The organism is Mesorhizobium sp. M0772, assembly GCF_040320135.1.
Lineage (GTDB): Bacteria > Pseudomonadota > Alphaproteobacteria > Rhizobiales > Rhizobiaceae > Mesorhizobium.
In genome coordinates, this window is sequence record NZ_JAMYPB010000025.1 from 25,840 (window position 1) to 44,859 (window position 19,020).

Sequence of the window (19,020 nt, forward strand, 5' to 3'; positions counted from 1 at the left end):
TCAGGCTTTTCCCGGCGTATGGCTCAGGCCCAGCGTCAGCCCGGTCTGCGTCGGCCGGGCCAGGCTGGCGTCCGACACGATGCGCGGCAGCGGCGCCGGCTCGTCGGCAAGCGCCTCGGCGTCCAGCGTCTGGCGGATGTCGGCATCGTCAGGATTGTCGGCTTCGACGACGCCCCATTCATGCCAGCCGCGGCGGCGCAGCGCTGCGATCCGCAGCCCTTGGCCTTCCAGCCCGATATAGAGCGAGACCAGTAAAGACAGTGCGGAGCCGGCCCAGTCCAGTCCCAGCCATTGGCCGAGCACCGAGATGAGCCCCATGGCGACGAAGGCGAGCGCCGCCTCGATCCACAGCCTGTGCCAGGCGAGCCACAGCGGCGCCACCAGGAAAGCCAGCAAGGAAAACCCGTCGCGGACCAAAACGGTTGCGTCGGCCGCCTCGGTGCGGCCTGGCGGTTCCATCACGACATAGATGGCCATCAGCCTACCCTTTCAGAGATCCCTTGGTGGAGGGAACCGCTTCCGGCTGGCGCGGGTCGCGCTCCAGTGCGAAACGCAGCGCGCGCGCCACCGCCTTGAAGCAGGTTTCGGCAATATGGTGATTGTTGGCGCCATAATGGTTGGTGACATGCAGCGTGATGCCGGCATTCTGCGCCAGCGCCTGGAAGAATTCACGCACCAGTTCGGTGTCGAACGTGCCGATCTTGGGCGACGAGAAGGCGACATTCCAGACCAGGAACGGACGGCCCGACACGTCGATCGCGGCCCGCGTCAGCGTCTCGTCCATGGCAAGGTCGACAGAGGCGTAGCGCATGATGCCGCGCCGCTCGCCCAGCGCCTTGGCCAGCGCCTGGCCGATCGCAATGCCGGTGTCCTCGACCGTGTGGTGGTCGTCAATGTGCAGGTCGCCCTTGGCCTTCACCGTGATGTCGATCAGCGAGTGGCGCGACAGCTGGTCCAGCATATGGTCGAAGAAGCCGACGCCGCTCGACATCTCGGATTTTCCGGTGCCGTCGACGTGGACCGAGACGCTGATCTCGGTTTCCTTGGTCTTGCGGCTGACTTCGGCGGTACGGGACGCCATGACCTTGTCCTTGTCTTTGGGCATACGACACTTTTGGCAACTGACCGGGGCGAAACGAAAAGACAATGCCTCCAGGCGCTCATTTGCTTGAAAACGAAAGCCTTCTAGCAGCATGATCCTGCGATGGCCAGTTGCGATGCGGACCGCTATCGGCCCATGGCGGAGGCGGTTTGCAATCGTTAGCCCCATGCATACATATGGCCGATCGAAATCCCGCGCCAATCGCCTTATCGGGATCGCGCGAATCGGAGCAGCAGATGTCCAATGAACTGAGCATGCACGCCACGACCATCGTGACGGTGCGCAAGGCTAACAAGGTGGTGATCGCTGGCGACGGCCAGGTCAGCCTTGGCCAGACCATCATGAAAGGCAACGCCAAAAAGGTGCGCCGCATCGGCAAGGGCGGCAATGTCATTGCCGGTTTCGCCGGCGCCACGGCGGACGCCTTCACCCTTTTGGAGCGGCTGGAAGCCAAGCTCGAACAATATCCCGACCAGTTGACGCGCGCCTGCGTCGAGCTCGCCAAGGACTGGCGCACCGACCGTTATCTGCGCCGGCTGGAAGCGATGATGCTGGTGGCCGACAAGTCGGTTTCGCTGGCGCTCACCGGCACCGGCGACGTGCTGGAGCCCGAATTCGGCGTCATGGCCATCGGTTCCGGCGGCAATTATGCGCTGGCCGCTGCCCGCGCGCTGATGGACAGCGACAAGGATGCCGAGGAGATCGCCCGCAAGGCGATGCAGATCGCCTCCGACATTTGCGTCTACACCAACAACAACTTCGTTGTCGAAACGCTCGATGCCGGCTAACCCGCCGGTGCTCTATGATTTTCGACCGGTTACCGAAAAAGACCTGCCGATGATCGCCGGCTGGCTGGCCGAGCCGCATGTCGCCGAATGGTGGGACGATCCGGAGACGGAAATCGCCGAAATCCGGGAGCACATTGACTCTATTTCTGTAGAGCCGCTGATCGTCGAGCTCGACGGCAGGCCGATCGCCTATCTGCAGAGCTACGATCCGCATCTGGAAGAGGACCATCCCTATGCCGACCAGCCGTTCGGCACGATCGGCATCGACCTGTCGATCGGCGTGCCTGACCTGGTTGGCAAAGGTCATGGCTCGGCGATCGTCAGGCAATTCGTCGAGCAACTGTTCGAGGAAGGCGCGCCGCGCGTCATAATCGATCCGCATCCCGGCAATGGCCGTGCCATCCGCGCCTATGAAAAGGCCGGATTTCGCGTCATCGATCGCAGACACTCTAGATATGGGGACGTCGTGCTGATGGCCGTCGATGCCGAAGAGAGCGACGCGGAAGAAGGGGAATGAGTTGATGGCGACACCGGGCACTGCCAAAAATTACTCGGCCTACGAAGACAGCTGGCGGATGGGGCTTCTGCTCGTGCTCGCTCTGCTCATCTTCCAGGCCGGCGCGCTTTACGGCATGGGCCGCACGCCGATCTGCACCTGCGGTTATGTCAAACTCTGGCACGGTGTGGTGAACAGTTCGGAGAATTCCCAGCATATTTCCGACTGGTACACGTTCTCGCACATCATCCACGGCTTCCTGTTCTACGCCTTGGCCTGGTTCCTGTTCCCGCGCTCGCCAATCGGTCTGCGCCTGGCATTCGCCGTCGTCATCGAGGGCGGCTGGGAACTCCTGGAAAACAGCCCGTTCATCATCGAGCGCTACCGCGCCGGCACCATCTCGCTGGATTACTATGGCGATAGCATCATCAATTCGGTGTCCGACACACTGGCCATGATGCTGGGATTTGTGATGGCGCGAAAGCTACCTATATGGAGCATCGTCGGCCTCGCCCTCATCTTCGAACTGGGTGTCGGCTACCTAATCCGGGACAATCTGACGCTCAACGTGATCATGCTGCTGCATCCGTTCGAGTCCATCAAGCAGTGGCAAAGTGGAATTTAGTGATATGACCACCTTCTCTCCCCGTGAAATCGTTTCGGAACTCGACCGCTTCATCATCGGCCAGAAGGACGCCAAGCGCGCCGTGGCCATCGCCTTGCGCAATCGCTGGCGCCGCCAGCAGCTGGAAGGCCAGATGCGCGAAGAGGTGATGCCGAAGAACATCCTGATGATCGGCCCGACCGGCGTCGGCAAGACCGAGATCTCGCGCCGCCTGGCGCGGCTCGCCGGCGCGCCTTTCGTCAAGGTCGAGGCCACCAAGTTCACCGAGGTCGGCTATGTCGGCCGCGATGTCGAGCAGATCATCCGCGACCTGGTCGAGATCGCCATCGGCCTGGTGCGCGAGAAGATGCGCGAGGACGTGAAGGCGCGCGCGCACCTCAACGCCGAGGAGCGCGTGCTGGAAGCCCTGGTCGGCAAGACGGCGAGCCCGGCAACCCGCGATTCCTTCCGCAAGAAGCTGCGCGACGGCGAGCTCGACGACAAGGAGATCGAGATCGAGGTTGCCGACACCGGCACCGGCGGCATGCCCGGCTTCGAGATCCCCGGCATGCCGGGCGCTAATATCGGCGTGCTCAACATCAACGACATGCTGTCGAAGGCGATCGGTGGCAAGAAGACCAAGGCGCGCAAGACGACGGTCAAGGAATCCTACGCGCTGCTGGTCAACGACGAGTCCGACAAGCTGCTCGACCAGGACGAAGTCGTGCGCCGGGCGCTGGATGCGACCGAAAATGACGGCATCGTCTTCCTCGACGAGATCGACAAGATCGCCTCGCGCGAAGGTGGCATGGGCGCCGGCGTCTCGCGCGAAGGCGTGCAGCGCGACCTGCTGCCGCTGATCGAAGGCACGACGGTTGCGACCAAATACGGACCGTTGAAGACCGACCACATACTGTTCATCGCCTCGGGTGCATTCCATGTCTCCAAGCCCTCCGACCTGTTGCCGGAATTGCAGGGCCGCCTGCCGATCCGTGTCGAGTTGCGGGCCCTGGAGAAGGATGATTTCATTCGCATCCTCACCGAGACCGAGGCGAGCCTGATCAAGCAGTATATCGCGCTGATGAAGACCGAAGGCGTCGATCTCACCTTCACCGACGACGCCATCGATTCGCTCGCCGGCATTGCCGTCGACCTCAACGCCAGTGTCGAGAACATCGGCGCGAGACGCCTGCAGACGGTGATGGAGCGTGTGCTGGACGAGATCTCCTACGACGCGCCGGACCGCAACGGCACCAGCGTCGCCATCGACGCCGCCTATGTGGAAAAGCATGTCGGCGACCTCTCGCGAAACACAGATTTGTCGCGATTCATCCTTTAAACGAGGGCGCCGGTTCATCCGGCGCCGGTATTAGAGCGCCGCGCGTCCTTTGGACACGCAAAGGTCGCTCTAGCAGTATTGAATCGACGCATAGGACTTTCCAAAAATCGGTTTCGATCTTTGGGCCGATGCTTAGGCAACAATCCGGCTAACAGGTTGATGTGTGGCCGGATGGTATCATCGGGCCACCTTTCGTCTTGCCGGGTGCAAGGGCGCTCTCGACTCAACCGGGAGCACTCCCTAGTTTGCGCGGCAATTCTCTAGACGCAATTCCGGACGGAAAGCCGTTTCACACTTTCCTGGAATTGCTTGGGCGGCGGCGCATGAAAAAACTGATCCTGCTCATTCTCGGCTTGACGCTGGCGGCGACGCTGTTCGCGGCCGACGCGGCGACACTGGTGCCGGCGGGCAACCGCAATGCCGTGCAACCTGACATACCGGGCGCCTCCAGCCGCCGCACCCAGGCCACCAACACCACCTTCCAGGCCAAATACCGCAAGGTCTACGCCTTGCTTCAGAACGACGCCGAACTGCGCGCCAAGATCAGGAAGGCGGCTGCCGCTTACGGCATCAACCCCTTGCACATCGTCGGCGCCATCGTCGGCGAGCACACCTACAATGTCGACGCCTACGACCGGCTGCAGACCTACTACGTCAAGGCGATTTCCTACCTCTCCAGCAAGCTGTCCTTCGCCTATGACGGCGAGGACATCACCGATTTCGTGCAGCGGCCGGAATTCAAGAAGTGCACAATGTCGGACAGCTACGACCTGTGGGAATGCCGCGAGCAGGTGTGGAACCGCTCCTTCCGCGGCAAGACCGTCGGCGGCACAAGCTTTCCCAACGACCGCTTCGGCGCCACCTTCTTCCAGCCCTATTATGCCGGCCAGACCTTTGGCCTCGGCCAGCTCAACCCGCTGACCGCGCTGCAGATGAGCGATCTCGTGCATAAGGTTTCGGGGCTGCCCGAACTCGATGTCGGCGACCCCAATGGGGTCTACAAGACGATCATGGATCCGGATCTGACATTGCCCTACGTCGCAGCGACGATCAGAAAATCGGTCGACGCCTACAAAAACATTGCCGGCTTCGACATCTCAGGCAATCCGGGGCTGACCGCCACGCTCTACAATGTCGGCAATCCCGAGCAGCGCGCCTATGCGCTGAAGGCTGAGAACGACAAGCGCCGCGCCGCGGGTGAGACGGTCAAACTGCCCGAGGAGAATTATTACGGCTGGCTGGTCAACGACAAGCTGGACGAGCTGAAGGCGCTGTTTTAGGGCTGGGGCCCTTTACCTCCCCCTTGTGGGGAGGTCGGACCGAAGGTCCGGGTGGGGGTCTGCGCCGCCCCCCACCTCGCTGCTTCGCAGCGACTTGCCGAGGCGAGCCACGGGTCTCGCCCGTCCTTCGGACCCCACAAGGGGAGGGTGGGTTCACGCCGCCAGCAGCGACTTCAATTTGACCGCCTGCGACCCCAACGCCTCCGGCGCCGGCCTAGCCCGTTTCGCGATCAGCATCTCGGCCAGCCTGATGTCGCGCGCCACGGCATTGCCCGTACCGAGGCCGCTCGCCGCCACCAGCCTGCCATCCTCGGCCAGATGAAACAGAATAAAAGCACCGTCGCCGAGATCGCGGCGGACCGTGCTTTTGCCCTCGTCCGAAAGGCCGGCGATCTGCAGCGACAAACCATACTGATCCGACCAGAACCATGGCACCGCGGCATGCGCTTCGCGGGCGCCCAGCATGTTCTTCGCGGCCAGCGCACCCTGTTCCTGCGCATTGCGCCAGGCTTCCAGCCGCACCCGCCGGCCAGCATAGACAGCGAGCGGAAACGAGCAGCAATCGCCGGCGGCGAAGATCTCGGGATCGATTGTTTGGAGTTCGCCATTGACGGCGATGCCGTTATCGACGGTCAGGCCCGCTTCCGCGGCAAGCCCGGTCACCGGCACGGCGCCGATGCCGATGACGGCGAGATCGGCGACGATGTCCTGCCCATCGGCGAGCATGATGTGCACCTCAGCGCCGTCGTCGGCGATATCAGCGATGCCCTGACCGGTGAGCACGGTCACGCCTTCGGCCTCATGCGCCTGATGGATGATTTCAGCGATCTCCGCCGGCACCCCGCGCATGAGGATGCGCGGCTGCGCCTCAATGACCGTGACGCTGGCCCCGAGCTTGCGCGCCGAAGCGGCGAGCTCCAGGCCGATAAAGCCACCACCAATGATGGCGATGCGGTTTGCCGGGCTGAGGTGGGCGCGAATGGCCAGCGCGTCGGCAAAGGTGCGGAGGTAGACGCAGCGCGACCCCAATCCCGGCATCGGCAGCTTGCGCGGTGTCGAGCCGGTCGCCAGCAACAGCTTGTCGTAGGGCAGGGCCGAACCGTCCGACAGCCGCACCATATGCGCCGGGCGGTCGATCGCCACCGCTTGAACGGAATGGATATGCCGGATCGACTTCTCGGCCAGAATTTCGTCGCTGGCGATCGTCTTGATCTCGGCCGCGTCGCTCGTCATTGCGTCCTTGGACAGGGGCGGCCGCTCATAGGGCAGATGGGGTTCGTCACCCACCAGCGTCACCGGCCCGTCATAGCCCAGCTCGCGCAGAGCAAGGGCTGCCCGCCCGCCGCACTCGCCGGCGCCAATGATGACCATTCCCGCCTGCATGGTCCTACCCGATCTGGATCAGCACTTTGCCGGCCTCGACCTTTACCGGATACGTGGCGAGATTGACGCAAACCGGCGCGCCGCGTGCCGCCCCCGTCTTGTAATTGAAGCGGCCATTGTGCTTGGGGCACTCGATGATGTCATCCATCACCAGCCCGTCGGCCAGATGCACCTTTTCGTGCGTGCACAGGCCATCGGTGGCGAAGTAGTCGTCATCGGGGCTGCGATAAATGGCGAAGGTGCGGCCGCCATGATCGAAGCGCATCACATCTTCTTCGTCGATGTCGCCGGCGGCGCAGGCTTCGATCCAGTCGCTCATGTGTTCCTCCCAAAAGCAATTCCAGGAAAAGTGCGTTGCGGTTTTCCGTTCGGAGTTGCGTCAAAACAAAAGCTTAATCGCGCGATCATTCCGCCGCGGCGGCGACGACGTCGTTGTGGAATTCCTCGCGGTACGGCCGCGCCGTCGGCGGCAGTTCGCGCTTGAGGAAATAGTCCTCGTTGCGCAGCTGGCGCAAAAAGGCCGGGATCATCTCGCGGTAGCCGGCCATGATCGACGGCGTCGGCGCCGGCAGATCGTGCTTGATCAGCGCATGCAGCTTAGGCAGCGCATGATAGGGCACCATCGGGAACATGTGGTGTTCGACGTGATAGTTCATGTTCCAGTAGATGAAGCGGCTGACCGGGTTCATGTAGACGGTGCGGCTGTTCAGCCGGTGGTCGATGACATTTTCCGCGAGCCCGCCATGCTGCAGCAGGCCGACCATGACATGATGCCAGGCGCCGTAGAGCCGGGGCAGCCCGACCAGCATCAGCGGCAGCCATGAGCCGAAATACAGTGTGATCGCGATGGTGACGGCATAGATGGCCGTCCAGATTCGGGCGATGCGAATGGCTTTAGGCTGCTCCTGTTCGGGGATAAAAGTCTTTTCCGCCGCGCTGATATTGCCGGCGGCGTTGCGCAGCATGTCCGACATCGCCTTCCAGGCGTCGATCACGCCGACGAAAGCAAGCGCGACGCGCAACAGGTCCGGCGGGCGCATCACCGAGATTTCCGGGTCGCGGCCGACGATGATGGTGTCGGTGTGGTGGCGGGTGTGGCTCCAGCGCCAGGTCACCGGATTGCGCATGATCATGAAGCAGGCGATCTGGTAAACCGCGTCGTTCATCCACTGGGTGCGGAAGGCGGTGCCGTGGCCGCATTCGTGCCAGCGTGAGTCGGTGGAGGAGCCGTAGAGCACGCCATAGACGAAGAAGAACGGCACGCACCACCAGCTGCCCCAGAACCAGGCGCCGCCGGCGGCACTCAGGATCAGCGCGGCGAGCCAGATCGTGGTGTCGCGGATCGCCGGCCCATCGGAGCGCTGCATCAGCTCCTTCATCTGCTTGCGCGGAATATCGGTGTGATACCACTCGGCCGCCGACAGGCCGGTCTCGACGGCGAGCTTGGCGTCGCGGCCGATCAGGCTGTAGTCGCGCCGGGACGGTGGTGTGGATAGTGTCGCTTCCATAGGGGCTGCCTCCGTCGGCCACAGCATCCGTCAGGACGGATATGTCCATTACAGGCGCCTGTGTCCGAGCGCAAAATAGCGCCATGCGGTGATAGTCTCAATATCACAAAGATAGTTTCTATCATTTTCCATCAGAACGATGTAAGCAGTTGCAGGCACTCATGCGGGACAGTCATGGCAAAACGGCCAACCATCACCGATCTGGCGCGCATCTCCGGCGTTAGCGTCGCCACTGTCGACAGGGTGCTGAACAACCGGCTGCCGGTGCGCGAGGAAACCGCGCGCCGCGTCTATGAGGCGGCGACCGGCATCGGCTACCACGCCGCCGGGCTGATCAAGCGGCGCATGCGCCAGGAATTGCCGGAATACCGCCTCGGCTTTCTGCTGCTGCGGGGCAATGATGTTTTTTACGGCGATTTCGCGAGAGAGCTAGAAATGGCGGTCTCGCAATCGCAGCGCTTCCGCGGCGTCGCTACCATCGATTTCGCCAGCTCGCTAGCCGCCGACGAGATCGCCGCCCAGATGCGCAAGCTGGCAGCGAAATCCAGAGCAATCGCCGTTGTCGGTCCGGACCATCCGACGCTGACGGCGGTCGTGGAGTCGCTGAAAGCGAGGGGGCAACCTGTCTTCTCGCTGCTGTCCGACTTTGCCGCTGGCATCCGTGAGGGATATGTCGGCCTCGACAATCGCAAGGTCGGTCGCACCGCGGCCTGGATGATCGCCAGGGCGGCAAAGAACCCCGGCAAGGTCGCCCTTTTCGTCGGCAGTCATCGCTTCCACGGCCATGAACTGCGCGAGATCGGATTTCGCTCCTTCTTCCGCGAACATGCGCCGGACTTCACGGTGATGGAAACGCTGGTCAATCTGGAAGCCAACCAGGTCACCCACGATGCGATGATCGATCTCCTGGTGCGGTATCCGGATCTTGCCGGCTGCTATGTCGCCGGCGGCGGCATGGAAGGCGCGGTCTCGGCGCTGCGCGCAGCGAAGCCCGCAAACATGCCGGTGGTCGTCTGCAACGAGATCAACGCCGAATCGCGCGCGGCACTCGCCGACAACATCCTGACAATGGTGATCTCGACGCCGCTCGCCGCCTTGTGCCGCGAGCTTGTCGACCTGATGGCGCATTCCATCGAGGCCGGCGCCGCCAACGCGCCGGGCCAGACCTTTCTGCCCTTCGACATCTATCTGCCGGAAAATATCTAACGCGTTCTGCCGCGCCGACCCGTTCGGCGTGGGCTCTCCCGGCGATGATAGAATCTATCAGATTCTGCCTTCAGACTCGGCCTGGGCCGCTGTCGGCCTTGATTCGACGTGAAATTGCGGCGCGGCGACCGAAAATCCGCATTCCGACTTAGGAATCGCTCTTGACGTCTCGCGAAAAAATGGAATAAATATTTCATTAGATTGGTATTTTGGTTCTTTCGTTCCGGAACATCTGTTTCAAACTGGGAGCCTGGCGTTCCATCCCTTGGACAAAACGCCATACGGAACAGGAAGGCATCAGGGAGAGATTCCTCGGGCTATCGGGGATTCCGGGTAGATCGGTGCAGCCGGACACCAATGTGGAGGAGAAACACAATGAAGAAACTGATTTTGGGCGTCGCCTTTGCGGCGCTGATGAGTTCGTCCGCTTTTGCCGCCAAGGTCGGCGTGTCGATGGCCAAGTTCGACGACAACTTCCTCACCGTGCTGCGCAACGGCATGATCGAGCAGGCCAAGGGCATGAGCGGCGTGGAACTGCAGGTCGAGGACGCGCAGAACGACGTCGCCAAGCAGCTCGACCAGATCAAGAACTTCGCCGCCTCGGGCGTCGACGCCATCATCGTCAACCCGGTCGACACCTCGGCCACGCAGGCGATGTCGGACGCCGCCGCAGCCGCCAAGATCCCGTTGGTCTATGTCAACCGCCAGCCGGTCAATGTCGACACGCTGCCGGACAACCAGGCCTTCGTCGCGTCGAACGAGGCCGATTCAGGCACGCTCGAGACCAAGGAAGTCTGCCGCCTGTTCACCGAGGCCGGCAAGAAGGAAGCCAATGTCTATGTCATCATGGGCGAGCTTTCCAACCAGGCCGCCGTGCAGCGCACCAAGGACATCGAAGAGGTGATCGCCACGCCGGAGTGCAGCTTCATCAAGATCATCGACAAGCAGACTTCGAACTGGAACCGCGACGAAGCGCAGAACCTGATGACCAACTGGCTGTCAACCGGCAAGCCGTTCGACGGCGTCATCGCCAACAATGACGAAAGCGCCATCGGCGCCATCCAGGCGATGAAGGCCGCCAACATCGACATGAAGACGGTCGTCGTCGGCGGTGTCGACGCCACGCAGGACGCGCTTGCCGCCATGCAGGCCGGCGACCTCGATGCCACCGTGTTCCAGGATGCGGCCGGCCAGGGCGCCGGCGCGCTCGACGCGGCACTGAAGCTCGCCAAGGGCGAGAAGGTCGAGCACAAGGTCTACGTGCCCTTCCAGCTGGTTACGCCGGCCAACATCGACAAGTTCCTGAAGAAGAACTGAGCCGGCAACTCACGCGTAAGCAATTCCAGGAAAAAGTGTGAAGCGGTTTTCCGTCCGGAATTGCGACAACAAACAAGAGAGCGGCGCAACCGCGCCGCTCCCGTTTTCCCCACCGCCCTGAGGGGCGGAAGGGCAAATGCGGCCTCACGGAGGACAAGGCATGTCACAGACATCTCATGGCGTCGGCGGGGTCAGCTATGACGCGAAGAGGCGGACATGGCCGGCCGAATTCAACGTCTTCCTGGCGCTGGTCATTCTGGTCGTCATCTTCGAAATGATCGGCCGCATCTTTCTTGGCGACAGCTTCCTGTTCAACACGCGCGACAACGTCGCCGGCATCTTCAATGAGGCCCGCCTGCAGATCATCATCCTGCAGGTGTCGATCGTCGGCATCATCGCCATCGGCGTCACGCAGGTGATCATTTGCGGCGGCATCGACTTGTCCTCGGGCTCGATCGTCGGCGCCACCGCCATGATCGCCATGAGTTTTGCCCAGGTGGCGACGGTCAACGGTAATCCCAACCCCAAGGCGATGTTCCTGGCGCAAGGCTGGACCGACCTGCCGGTCGTCGTGCCGGTACTAGTCGCCATCGGCTGCGGTCTGCTCGCCGGTCTCGTCAACGGCTCCTTGATTGCATACACGCGCATTCCGCCGTTCATTGCCACGCTCGGCATGATGGTGACTGCGCGCGGCATTGCCAAATGGTGGTCCAAGGGTCAGCCGATCTCGTTTCCGACCGAAAGTTTCGCTGGTATCGGCAAGGGCCTGATGCCGGTCATCATCTTCCTGTCGCTGGCGGTGCTGTTCCAGCTGATCATGACCTACACACGCTACGGCAAGCATTGCTATGCCATCGGCTCCAACGAGGATGCCGCGCGCATGTCCGGCATCAAGATCGCCAACCACAAGATCCTCGTCTACGTCATTGCCGGCATCCTCGCCGCGCTGGCCGCCATCGTGCTCTCCTCCAAGAACCTGACGGCACAGTCCGGCATGGGCGTCATGTACGAGCTCGACGCCATCGCAATGGCGGTCATCGGCGGCGTCTCTTTGTCGGGCGGTCGCGGCTCGATCGTCGGCACCGTGATCGGCTCGCTGATCTTCGGCGTCATCATTTCCGGCTTCACCTTCCTGCGCCTCGACGCCTACTATCAGGAGATGGTCAAGGGCGTGATCATCGTCGGCGCGGTCGTTCTCGACCAATGGCGCCAGCGCATGCGGGCATTGAGGGCTTGACCATGCCAGATATCTCCACGACAGACATCGTCCTGAAGACCGAAAACCTGACCAAGCGTTATGGCGGCGTGCACGCGCTGGAAGGCGCGAATTTCGAGCTGCGCAAGGGCGAGCATGTCGCCATCATGGGCGACAATGGCGCCGGCAAATCGACCTTCGTGCGCCAGATCACCGCCGTCGAGCAACGCACCAGTGGCCAGATCTGGTTCGACGGCAGGGAAGTGAATTTTGCCGGGCCGATCGAAGCGCGCACGGCGGGCATCGAGACCGTGTTCCAGAACCTGGCGCTGGCCGACGATCTCGACGTGCCGTCGAACCTGTTCCTCGGCCGCGAAAAGGTGCTTTTCAATCTCGGGCCGTTCTCGATCCTCGACCGCAAATACATGCGCAAGGCGACCGAGGCGGCGCTGATCCGCACGGCAGTGAAAATCCCCAATTTGTCCAACACCATTCGCCACATGTCGGGCGGCCAGCGCCAGTGCGTTGCGATCGCCCGGACCGCGACCTTCGCCTCCAAGCTGATCATCATGGACGAGCCGACGGCAGCCCTTGGCGTGCAGGAGACGGCGCAGGTCGAGAACATCATCCGCACGCTGAAGGACAATGGCGAGCCGCTGATCCTGATCAGCCACAACATGCGCCAGGTGTTCGACCTGTGCGACCGCATCGTCGTCTTCCGGCGCGGCCGCATCGTCGCCAACCTGCGCAAGGAAAACACCGACGGCAACGACATCGTCTCCTACATCACTGGCGCCAAGACCGGGGAGGCGGAACTCGCGGCCTGAACAGGATGGTCATCCTGTTTTCTGGCGTGCTCGAAAAATTATCTTGCCACCTTTCTCAAAAGGAAGGTGGAGACACAACTCTCTCGAACCCATCCCCCCAGAGGAAATACCCCATGACTGTTCGTTTCGCCCTCCTCGGTGCCGGCCGCATCGGCAAGGTCCATGCCCGCGCCGTCGGCTCCAACCCGCAGGCCAGACTGGTGGCCGTTGCCGACGCTTTTGAAAAGGCGGCGACCGAGTTGGCAACCGCCTATGGCGCCGAAGTGCGCACCATCGACGCGATCGAGAAGGCCAAGGACATCGACGCCGTGGTCATCTGCACGCCGACCGACACCCATGCCGATCTGATCGAGCGTTTCGCCAAGGCCGGCAAGGCGATCTTCTGCGAGAAGCCGATCGACCTCGACGTCAAGCGTGTCGAGAAATGCCTGGCCGTGGTCGACAAGGCCAAGGCGACGCTGATGGTCGGTTTCAACCGCCGCTTCGATCCGCATTTCGCCGCCGTGCGCAAGGCGATCGACGACGGCGCCATCGGCAAGGTCGAGATGGTCACCATCACCTCGCGCGATCCAGGTGCGCCGCCGGTCGACTACATCAAGCGCTCGGGCGGCATTTTTCGCGACATGACCATCCACGATTTCGACATGGCGCGCTTCCTGCTCGGCGAAGAGGTGGCGGCGGTCAGCGCCCATGCTTCGGTGCTGGTCGACAAGAAGATCGGCGAGGCCGGCGATTTCGATTCGGTCAGCGTCATCCTCGAGACCGCGTCCGGCAAACAGGCCGTCATCTCCAATTCGCGCCGCGCCACCTATGGCTACGACCAGCGCATCGAGGTGCATGGGTCCAAGGGCATGGTCGCCGCCGAAAACCAGCGGCCGGTGTCGATCGAAGTCGCCAACGAGAAGGGTTACACCCGCCCGCCGCTGCACGATTTCTTCATGACCCGCTATCTCGACGCCTACGCCATCGAGATTGCCGCCTTCATCACTGCTGCAACCTCGGGCAAGAAGGCATCGCCGAGCGGCGCCGACGGCCTCGTGGCGCTGAAGCTGGCCGATGCGGCGCTGAAATCGGCGACATCGGGCAAGACCGTCCGCCTCGACAAGTAAGAACCGAAACCAGGGCACAGGAGCAGAGCGATGAGCACATCAGCCGATCGCAATTCGAACACGCGCGCCATCGTCACCGGCGGCGCGCAAGGCATCGGCTTCGCCGTTGCCGAGGCCTTGGCCGACGAAGGCTGCAAGGCGCTGGCGCTGATCGGCCGTTCGCAGGAGAAGGGCGACAAGGCTGTCGCCCACTTCAAGAAGGCAGGCGTCGATGCGATCTTCATCAGCGCCGACGTCTCGAAAGTGGCGGACTGCAAGCGCGCCGTGGCCACCGCCGTCTCGCATTTCGACACCATCAACGCGCTGGTCAACGCCGCCGCCACGTCCGCGCGTGGTTCACTTGTCGAAACTTCGGAAGAGGTGTTCGACCAGATTTTCCACACCAATGTGCGTGGTCCCTTCTTCCTGATGCAGGGCGTGGTGGCGCATCTGCTGGACAAGAAGGCGCCGGGCTCGATCGTCAACGTGCTCTCTATGTCGGCGCATTGCGGCCAGTCGTTCCTGGCGCCCTATTCATCGAGCAAGGGTGCACTGGCGACACTGACCAAGAACGTCGCCAACGCCTATCGCTCCAACCGCATCCGCTGCAACGCCGTTCTGCCGGGCTGGATGGACACTGAGGGCGAGGACATCGTGCAGAAGAAATGGCACGGTGCCTCCGACGACTGGCTGGCAAAGGCAGAGGCCGGCCAGCCCATGGGCCAACTGGTGAAGCCCGACCAACTGGCGCGGCTGATCAGCTACATGGCCAGCCCGCAATCCGGTGTCATGACCGGCTCGCTGGTCGACTATGACCAGAACGTCGCGGGGACCTCGCCGGAGTAGCTTCAAACCCTGTTGCAGCAACATCGCCATTCCCAGATAGTCATGATAGTCAGGCTAGTCACGAGGGATGCGATGCTAACGTCATCCAAAGACACCAACTGGACGGTTGCCGGGGCAAAAGCCCGGCTCTCCGAGGTCATCGAGCGCGCACAGTCCTCGCCGCAGACGATCACCAAGAACGGCAAACCAAGCGTGGTTGTCGTCTCGGCCGAGGAATGGCAGCGCAAGATCGCACGCAAGGGTACGCTTGCCGAGTTCCTGCTGGACTCGCCGCTGCGCGGCGCCGATCTCGAGCTTGAACGTCAGCGCGACGAACCGCGTGCCGCTGTGAGACTGCTGCTCGACACGAATGTCCTGTCCGAGGTGACGAGGCCAGCGCCTGTCGCACGTGTCCTGGGCTGGCTGGACGCGCTTGATGAGGACCGCTCCTTCATCAGCGTAGTGTCGATCGCCGAGATCCGGCGCGGCGTCTCTCTGATGGATGAGGGCCGCAAACGCGAGGCGCTGGCCGAATGGCTCGCCCGGGACCTGCCCCAGCGCTTCGAACAGCGGGTTTTGCCGGTGGACGATGCGGTTGCCTTGCCTGGGGCGACCTGATGGGTCTTGCGAAGCGCCGCGGTCGTGGTCTGTCGTCGATGGACGGCCTGATCGCAGCCACTGCGATTGCGCACGAGCTCACCTTGGCAACGTGCAATACGAAAGATTTCGAAGGCTTTGGGCTTGAACTCTTCGATCCCTGGACCGCATGAGCCGCTCCGCGTTATACGTGTTGGCGATTGGCGAACCGCCGGCACTTCGTCATCCACGGGCGGAGCAAGGAGCGTAGCGACGCAGCGCAGACCCGAGGATCCACGCCGCGACTTCAGAGCGCTGCTACGGTCCAGAATTCTGCTCCGCCGCACTCCACGGCCCAGGTCACGGAATGGATCCCAGGGTCTCCGCGACGGAGCTTCGCTCCTGCTCCGCCCAGGGATGACGAAATCGCGAGGATTCGGCCCATCCCGAATTGTCTCCGCATACCCCACGTGACAAACACCCCCGCATCGACTATATGAGCCTCATGATCAACCTGACCGCCACCTATTGGTACTTTACGAGCTCGCTGGCGGCGGGAGGATTGCGCTCGATCTGAAGATTGCAGCAACAAGTCCGAACAGCCGCCAGACCTGGCGGCTTTTTTGTATCAGCCGGCAGGTCTCCCTAAAAACAGGAGCAGAAAGCCGTGTTGACCACCACAGACGATCTTCGGGTCAAGGAAATCCGAGAATTGAGCACGCCGGACCAGGTGATGCGGGAGATCCCGCGCACGCTGACGGCAACGCGCACCGTGAGCGCCTCACGCAACGCCACCCATGCCATCTTGAACGGCACCGACGACCGGCTGCTTGTCATCGTCGGCCCGTGTTCGATCCACGACCCGGTCGCGGCCGTTGACTATGCCAGCCGGCTGGTGGCGCTGCGCGAGACCCTGTGCGACCGGTTGGAGATCGTCATGCGGGTCTATTTCGAAAAGCCGCGCACGACCGTCGGCTGGAAGGGCCTGATCAACGACCCCGACCTCGACGGCAGCTTCAACATCGACAAGGGGCTGCGGATGGCGCGCAACGTGCTGTCGGCGGTCAACAATCTCGGCCTGCCCGCAGCGACCGAATTCCTCGACATGACGACGCCGCAATACATTGCCGACCTCGTCGCCTGGGGCGCCATCGGCGCGCGCACCACCGAGAGCCAGATCCACCGCGAACTGGCTTCCGGCCTGTCCTGCCCGGTCGGCTTCAAGAACGGCACCGACGGCAATCTCAGGATCGCCGCCGAGGCGGTGAAATCCGCCGCCCAGGCGCATCATTTCATGGCGGTGACCAAGGGCGGACGCAGCGGCATTGCGACTACTACCGGCAATGAGGACTGCCACGTCATCCTGCGCGGCGGCGTTCAGCCGAATTACGATGCGGCGAGCGTCGAGGCGGCCTCGGTCGAACTTGCCCGCATCGGCGTCGCCCCCCGTCTGATGATCGATGTCAGCCACGCCAACTCGAGCAAGAAGCCGGAGAACCAGCCGAAGGTGGCGGCCGATGTCGCCGGCCAGGTGGCAGCAGGGGACGAGCGTATCATCGGGGTCATGATCGAGAGCAATCTCGTCGCCGGCCGGCAGGACGTGGTATCAGGCAAGCCGCTCGTCTATGGCCAGAGCATCACAGATGGCTGCATCGACTGGGCGACCACAGAGACGGTGCTGCACGGCCTCGCCGGCGCCGTAGAATGGCGCCGCTCAGCCCGCCGCGCCATGATGGAGAACCGGCCGGGCGCCGCCTGATACGAGGCGATGCGCGGGAAGGACGCTGCGGCTCCCCTTGCACCCCGGCCACCGGTCTGCTAGATACTGAACCATATGGTTCAGTATGCCGACTTGGACTCCTCGTTCGCCGCGCTCTCGGACGCCACCCGGCGTGGCGTTCTGGAGCAGCTCGGACGCGCAGATGCTTCGATCACCGAGCTTGCCGGAAAGTTCCACATGACCCTCACGGGCATGAAGAAGCACGTCGGCGTCCTGGAGCAGGCGGGGCTCGTCACCACGCAGAAGGTTGGCCGCGTGCGGACCTGCAAGCTCGGCCTGCGCGGACTGGAGGAAGAGGCGGCCTGGATCGAGCGGCACCGCCTGCTCTGGGACGCACGCTTCAACGAGTTGGACAAGGTTGTCGAGGAATTGAAACGGAAGGAGAAAGCCGATGCGCCAAAGAACCGAGAGTGAGCCCACGAACAACCGCACGACGGTCGAACGGACGTCCGAGCGCGAGCTGGTCGTCACGCGAACAGTCAACGGTCCGGCGCGCATCGTGTTCGAGGCGTGGACCAAGCCCGAGCTGTTCAAGCAGTGGTGGGTGCCGAAGTCGATGGGCATGTTCCTGCGTTCCTGCGAGATGGATGCTCGTACAGGAGGCACGTACCGCCTGGTGTTCGGCCACGACGCCTCGGACCTTCACGAATTCTTCGGCAGGTATATCGAAGTGACACCGCACTCACGCCTTGTCTGGACCAATGACGAAGGTGGTGACGGTGGACCCGTCACCACGCTGACCTTCGAGGAAAAGGGTGGCAATACGCTGCTGGTCATGCACGAACTCTATCCCTCGAAGGAGGCTCTCGACGCGGCCGGTACCGGGGCGGCGGATGCGATGGGCGAGACGTTCGAGCAATTGGACGAGCTTCTCGTCGTCTTGGGCGAGAGCGTGAGGCGGTCATGACGTCATCGATCTCCGGGACGGGGTTGCTGCCCCCCTCGACGACGAAAAGACCGGGACAGTGATCCGCAAGCGCAGCGCCGAGACGAAGATACGCGGCGTCATCGCTTGATCGGGATCACGCTGCCCTCAACCCTTCCCATGCCGTAAACACCGAGACCGCAAACAGCAGCAGTCCGGCCGCCCGGCCCGCAAAAGCGGTCGCCCGCGGATTGGCCACCAGCAGATTGCGGCTGCGGCCGGCGGTGATGGCGAGCCCGCCATAGATGGCGGCCTGCGTCAGCATCGTCAGCAAGCCCATGACCGTCGCCTGCATCCAGATCGGGCCGTAATCCGGCTTCAGGAACTGCGGATAGACGGCAAATATGAAGAGATAGGCCTTCGGGTTGATCAGGCAGGTCACCAGTCCCTGGCGAAAGGCCTTCCAGGCCGTACGGCTGCCGGCGGGCCCGTCGTGGCCGACGGTGATGGAACTGCGCATCAGCGAGATACCGATGAAGGCCATGTAGGCGGCGCCGGCTATCAGCAGCGGCTTGTACAGGATCGGTACGAAATGCATCAGCAGGCCGACGCCGATGGCGCCGTTCAGCGTGTGCACGATGCCGCCGACCATGATGCCACCGGTGGCGGCGAGGCCCCGGTCGCGGCCGCCGGTGAGCGCATTGGCAAGCACGAACAGCATGTCCATCCCGGGTACGATGATGATGCCGAACAGCAGGATAAAGAACAGCCAGAGATTTTCCGCGTAGCTCATGTCAGTTGCCTGTCGCTTCCTGCTGGGGTGCCGTTGAGGAATTTGTTG

General features: G+C 62.7%; 20 protein-coding genes and 2 pseudogenes. 16 read left to right on the forward strand and 6 right to left on the reverse strand.

Translation table 11 applies throughout. From position 1 onward, the window contains the following. Both NKI06_RS17740 and hisB read right to left on the reverse strand, forming a co-directional pair. Complete coding sequence (locus tag NKI06_RS17740; protein ID WP_352986405.1) at nucleotides 1–477, reverse strand: DUF2628 domain-containing protein; 477 nt, start codon at nucleotides 475–477, stop codon at nucleotides 1–3. Nucleotides 478–481: 4 nt separating this feature from the next. Continuing rightward, on the reverse strand, nucleotides 482–1,081 hold the full coding sequence (gene hisB, locus NKI06_RS17745) for an imidazoleglycerol-phosphate dehydratase HisB (protein WP_352986407.1): 600 nt from the start codon (nucleotides 1,079–1,081) through the stop codon (nucleotides 482–484). Between the two features lie 257 nt (nucleotides 1,082–1,338). Between hisB and hslV the strand changes: the two genes are divergently transcribed. From hslV to NKI06_RS17770, 5 genes are all read left to right on the forward strand, one after another. Then, nucleotides 1,339–1,890, forward strand: a complete 552-nt coding sequence (gene hslV / locus NKI06_RS17750) for an ATP-dependent protease subunit HslV (RefSeq protein ID WP_352986409.1) — start codon at nucleotides 1,339–1,341, stop codon at nucleotides 1,888–1,890. After that, entirely contained in the window at nucleotides 1,880–2,407 is a 528-nt protein-coding gene (locus NKI06_RS17755; protein ID WP_352986411.1) for a GNAT family N-acetyltransferase, read from the forward strand. Before hslV ends, NKI06_RS17755 begins: the two co-directional genes overlap by 11 nt. 4 nt (nucleotides 2,408–2,411) lie before the next feature. After that, nucleotides 2,412–3,011, forward strand: coding sequence for a DUF2585 domain-containing protein (locus NKI06_RS17760; protein ID WP_023744925.1), 600 nt, complete (start codon nucleotides 2,412–2,414; stop codon nucleotides 3,009–3,011). 4 nt (nucleotides 3,012–3,015) lie between these two features. Next, the gene (gene hslU / locus NKI06_RS17765; RefSeq protein WP_352986414.1) at nucleotides 3,016–4,329 is read left to right on the forward strand and encodes an ATP-dependent protease ATPase subunit HslU; all 1,314 of its coding nucleotides are present in this window, start codon (nucleotides 3,016–3,018) and stop codon (nucleotides 4,327–4,329) included. A gap of 323 nt (nucleotides 4,330–4,652) precedes the next feature. Beyond that, entirely contained in the window at nucleotides 4,653–5,609 is a 957-nt protein-coding gene (locus tag NKI06_RS17770) for a DUF1402 family protein (protein ID WP_352986416.1), read from the forward strand. Between the two features lie 153 nt (nucleotides 5,610–5,762). Here the strand turns inward: NKI06_RS17770 and NKI06_RS17775 are convergent, their stop codons facing one another. From NKI06_RS17775 to NKI06_RS17785, 3 genes are all read right to left on the reverse strand, one after another. Further along, nucleotides 5,763–6,980 (reverse strand): NAD(P)/FAD-dependent oxidoreductase, encoded by a 1,218-nt coding sequence (locus tag NKI06_RS17775; RefSeq protein ID WP_352986418.1) that lies wholly within the window; start codon nucleotides 6,978–6,980, stop codon nucleotides 5,763–5,765. 16 nt (nucleotides 6,981–6,996) lie between these two features. Further along, complete coding sequence (locus NKI06_RS17780; RefSeq protein WP_023672328.1) at nucleotides 6,997–7,311, reverse strand: MocE family 2Fe-2S type ferredoxin; 315 nt, start codon at nucleotides 7,309–7,311, stop codon at nucleotides 6,997–6,999. 85 nt (nucleotides 7,312–7,396) lie between these two features. Continuing rightward, nucleotides 7,397–8,500, reverse strand: coding sequence for a fatty acid desaturase family protein (locus NKI06_RS17785; RefSeq protein ID WP_352986420.1), 1,104 nt, complete (start codon nucleotides 8,498–8,500; stop codon nucleotides 7,397–7,399). A 174-nt stretch (nucleotides 8,501–8,674) separates the two neighbouring features. Here NKI06_RS17785 and NKI06_RS17790 point away from each other — a divergent pair, with 174 nt between their 5' ends. From NKI06_RS17790 to NKI06_RS17840, 11 genes and pseudogenes are all read left to right on the forward strand, one after another. Then, nucleotides 8,675–9,706: a LacI family DNA-binding transcriptional regulator gene (locus NKI06_RS17790; RefSeq protein ID WP_023684066.1), complete on the forward strand. Its 1,032-nt coding sequence runs from the start codon at nucleotides 8,675–8,677 to the stop codon at nucleotides 9,704–9,706. Between the two features lie 375 nt (nucleotides 9,707–10,081). Next, on the forward strand, nucleotides 10,082–11,023 hold the full coding sequence (locus NKI06_RS17795) for a sugar ABC transporter substrate-binding protein (RefSeq protein ID WP_023684065.1): 942 nt from the start codon (nucleotides 10,082–10,084) through the stop codon (nucleotides 11,021–11,023). 160 nt (nucleotides 11,024–11,183) lie between these two features. After that, nucleotides 11,184–12,260: an ABC transporter permease gene (locus NKI06_RS17800; protein ID WP_352656462.1), complete on the forward strand. Its 1,077-nt coding sequence runs from the start codon at nucleotides 11,184–11,186 to the stop codon at nucleotides 12,258–12,260. A 2-nt stretch (nucleotides 12,261–12,262) separates the two neighbouring features. Next, nucleotides 12,263–13,045, forward strand: a complete 783-nt coding sequence (locus NKI06_RS17805; protein WP_027049093.1) for an ATP-binding cassette domain-containing protein — start codon at nucleotides 12,263–12,265, stop codon at nucleotides 13,043–13,045. A 113-nt stretch (nucleotides 13,046–13,158) separates the two neighbouring features. Continuing rightward, nucleotides 13,159–14,154: an inositol 2-dehydrogenase gene (gene iolG, locus NKI06_RS17810; RefSeq protein WP_352986423.1), complete on the forward strand. Its 996-nt coding sequence runs from the start codon at nucleotides 13,159–13,161 to the stop codon at nucleotides 14,152–14,154. A 30-nt stretch (nucleotides 14,155–14,184) separates the two neighbouring features. Further along, complete coding sequence (locus tag NKI06_RS17815; protein ID WP_023687411.1) at nucleotides 14,185–14,979, forward strand: SDR family oxidoreductase; 795 nt, start codon at nucleotides 14,185–14,187, stop codon at nucleotides 14,977–14,979. Between the two features lie 72 nt (nucleotides 14,980–15,051). Next, nucleotides 15,052–15,300: pseudogene (locus NKI06_RS17820) on the forward strand (type II toxin-antitoxin system Phd/YefM family antitoxin); the annotation flags it as partial. A 6-nt stretch (nucleotides 15,301–15,306) separates the two neighbouring features. After that, nucleotides 15,307–15,728: pseudogene (locus NKI06_RS17825) on the forward strand (type II toxin-antitoxin system VapC family toxin). Between the two features lie 473 nt (nucleotides 15,729–16,201). Next, the gene (locus NKI06_RS17830) at nucleotides 16,202–17,293 is read left to right on the forward strand and encodes a 3-deoxy-7-phosphoheptulonate synthase (protein WP_352986425.1); all 1,092 of its coding nucleotides are present in this window, start codon (nucleotides 16,202–16,204) and stop codon (nucleotides 17,291–17,293) included. Nucleotides 17,294–17,368: 75 nt separating this feature from the next. Then, a complete protein-coding gene (locus NKI06_RS17835; protein WP_023687408.1) occupies nucleotides 17,369–17,728 on the forward strand; it encodes an ArsR/SmtB family transcription factor in 360 nt (119 codons plus the stop codon). Next, nucleotides 17,706–18,221 (forward strand): SRPBCC domain-containing protein, encoded by a 516-nt coding sequence (locus NKI06_RS17840; protein ID WP_352986428.1) that lies wholly within the window; start codon nucleotides 17,706–17,708, stop codon nucleotides 18,219–18,221. Before NKI06_RS17835 ends, NKI06_RS17840 begins: the two co-directional genes overlap by 23 nt. A gap of 115 nt (nucleotides 18,222–18,336) precedes the next feature. Here NKI06_RS17840 and NKI06_RS17845 read toward each other — a convergent pair whose 3' ends face one another. Further along, nucleotides 18,337–18,972 carry a LysE family translocator gene (locus NKI06_RS17845; protein ID WP_352986430.1) on the reverse strand — a complete coding sequence of 212 codons (636 nt, stop codon included), beginning with the start codon at nucleotides 18,970–18,972 and terminating at the stop codon, nucleotides 18,337–18,339. Nucleotides 18,973–19,020: the final 48 nt, after the last annotated feature.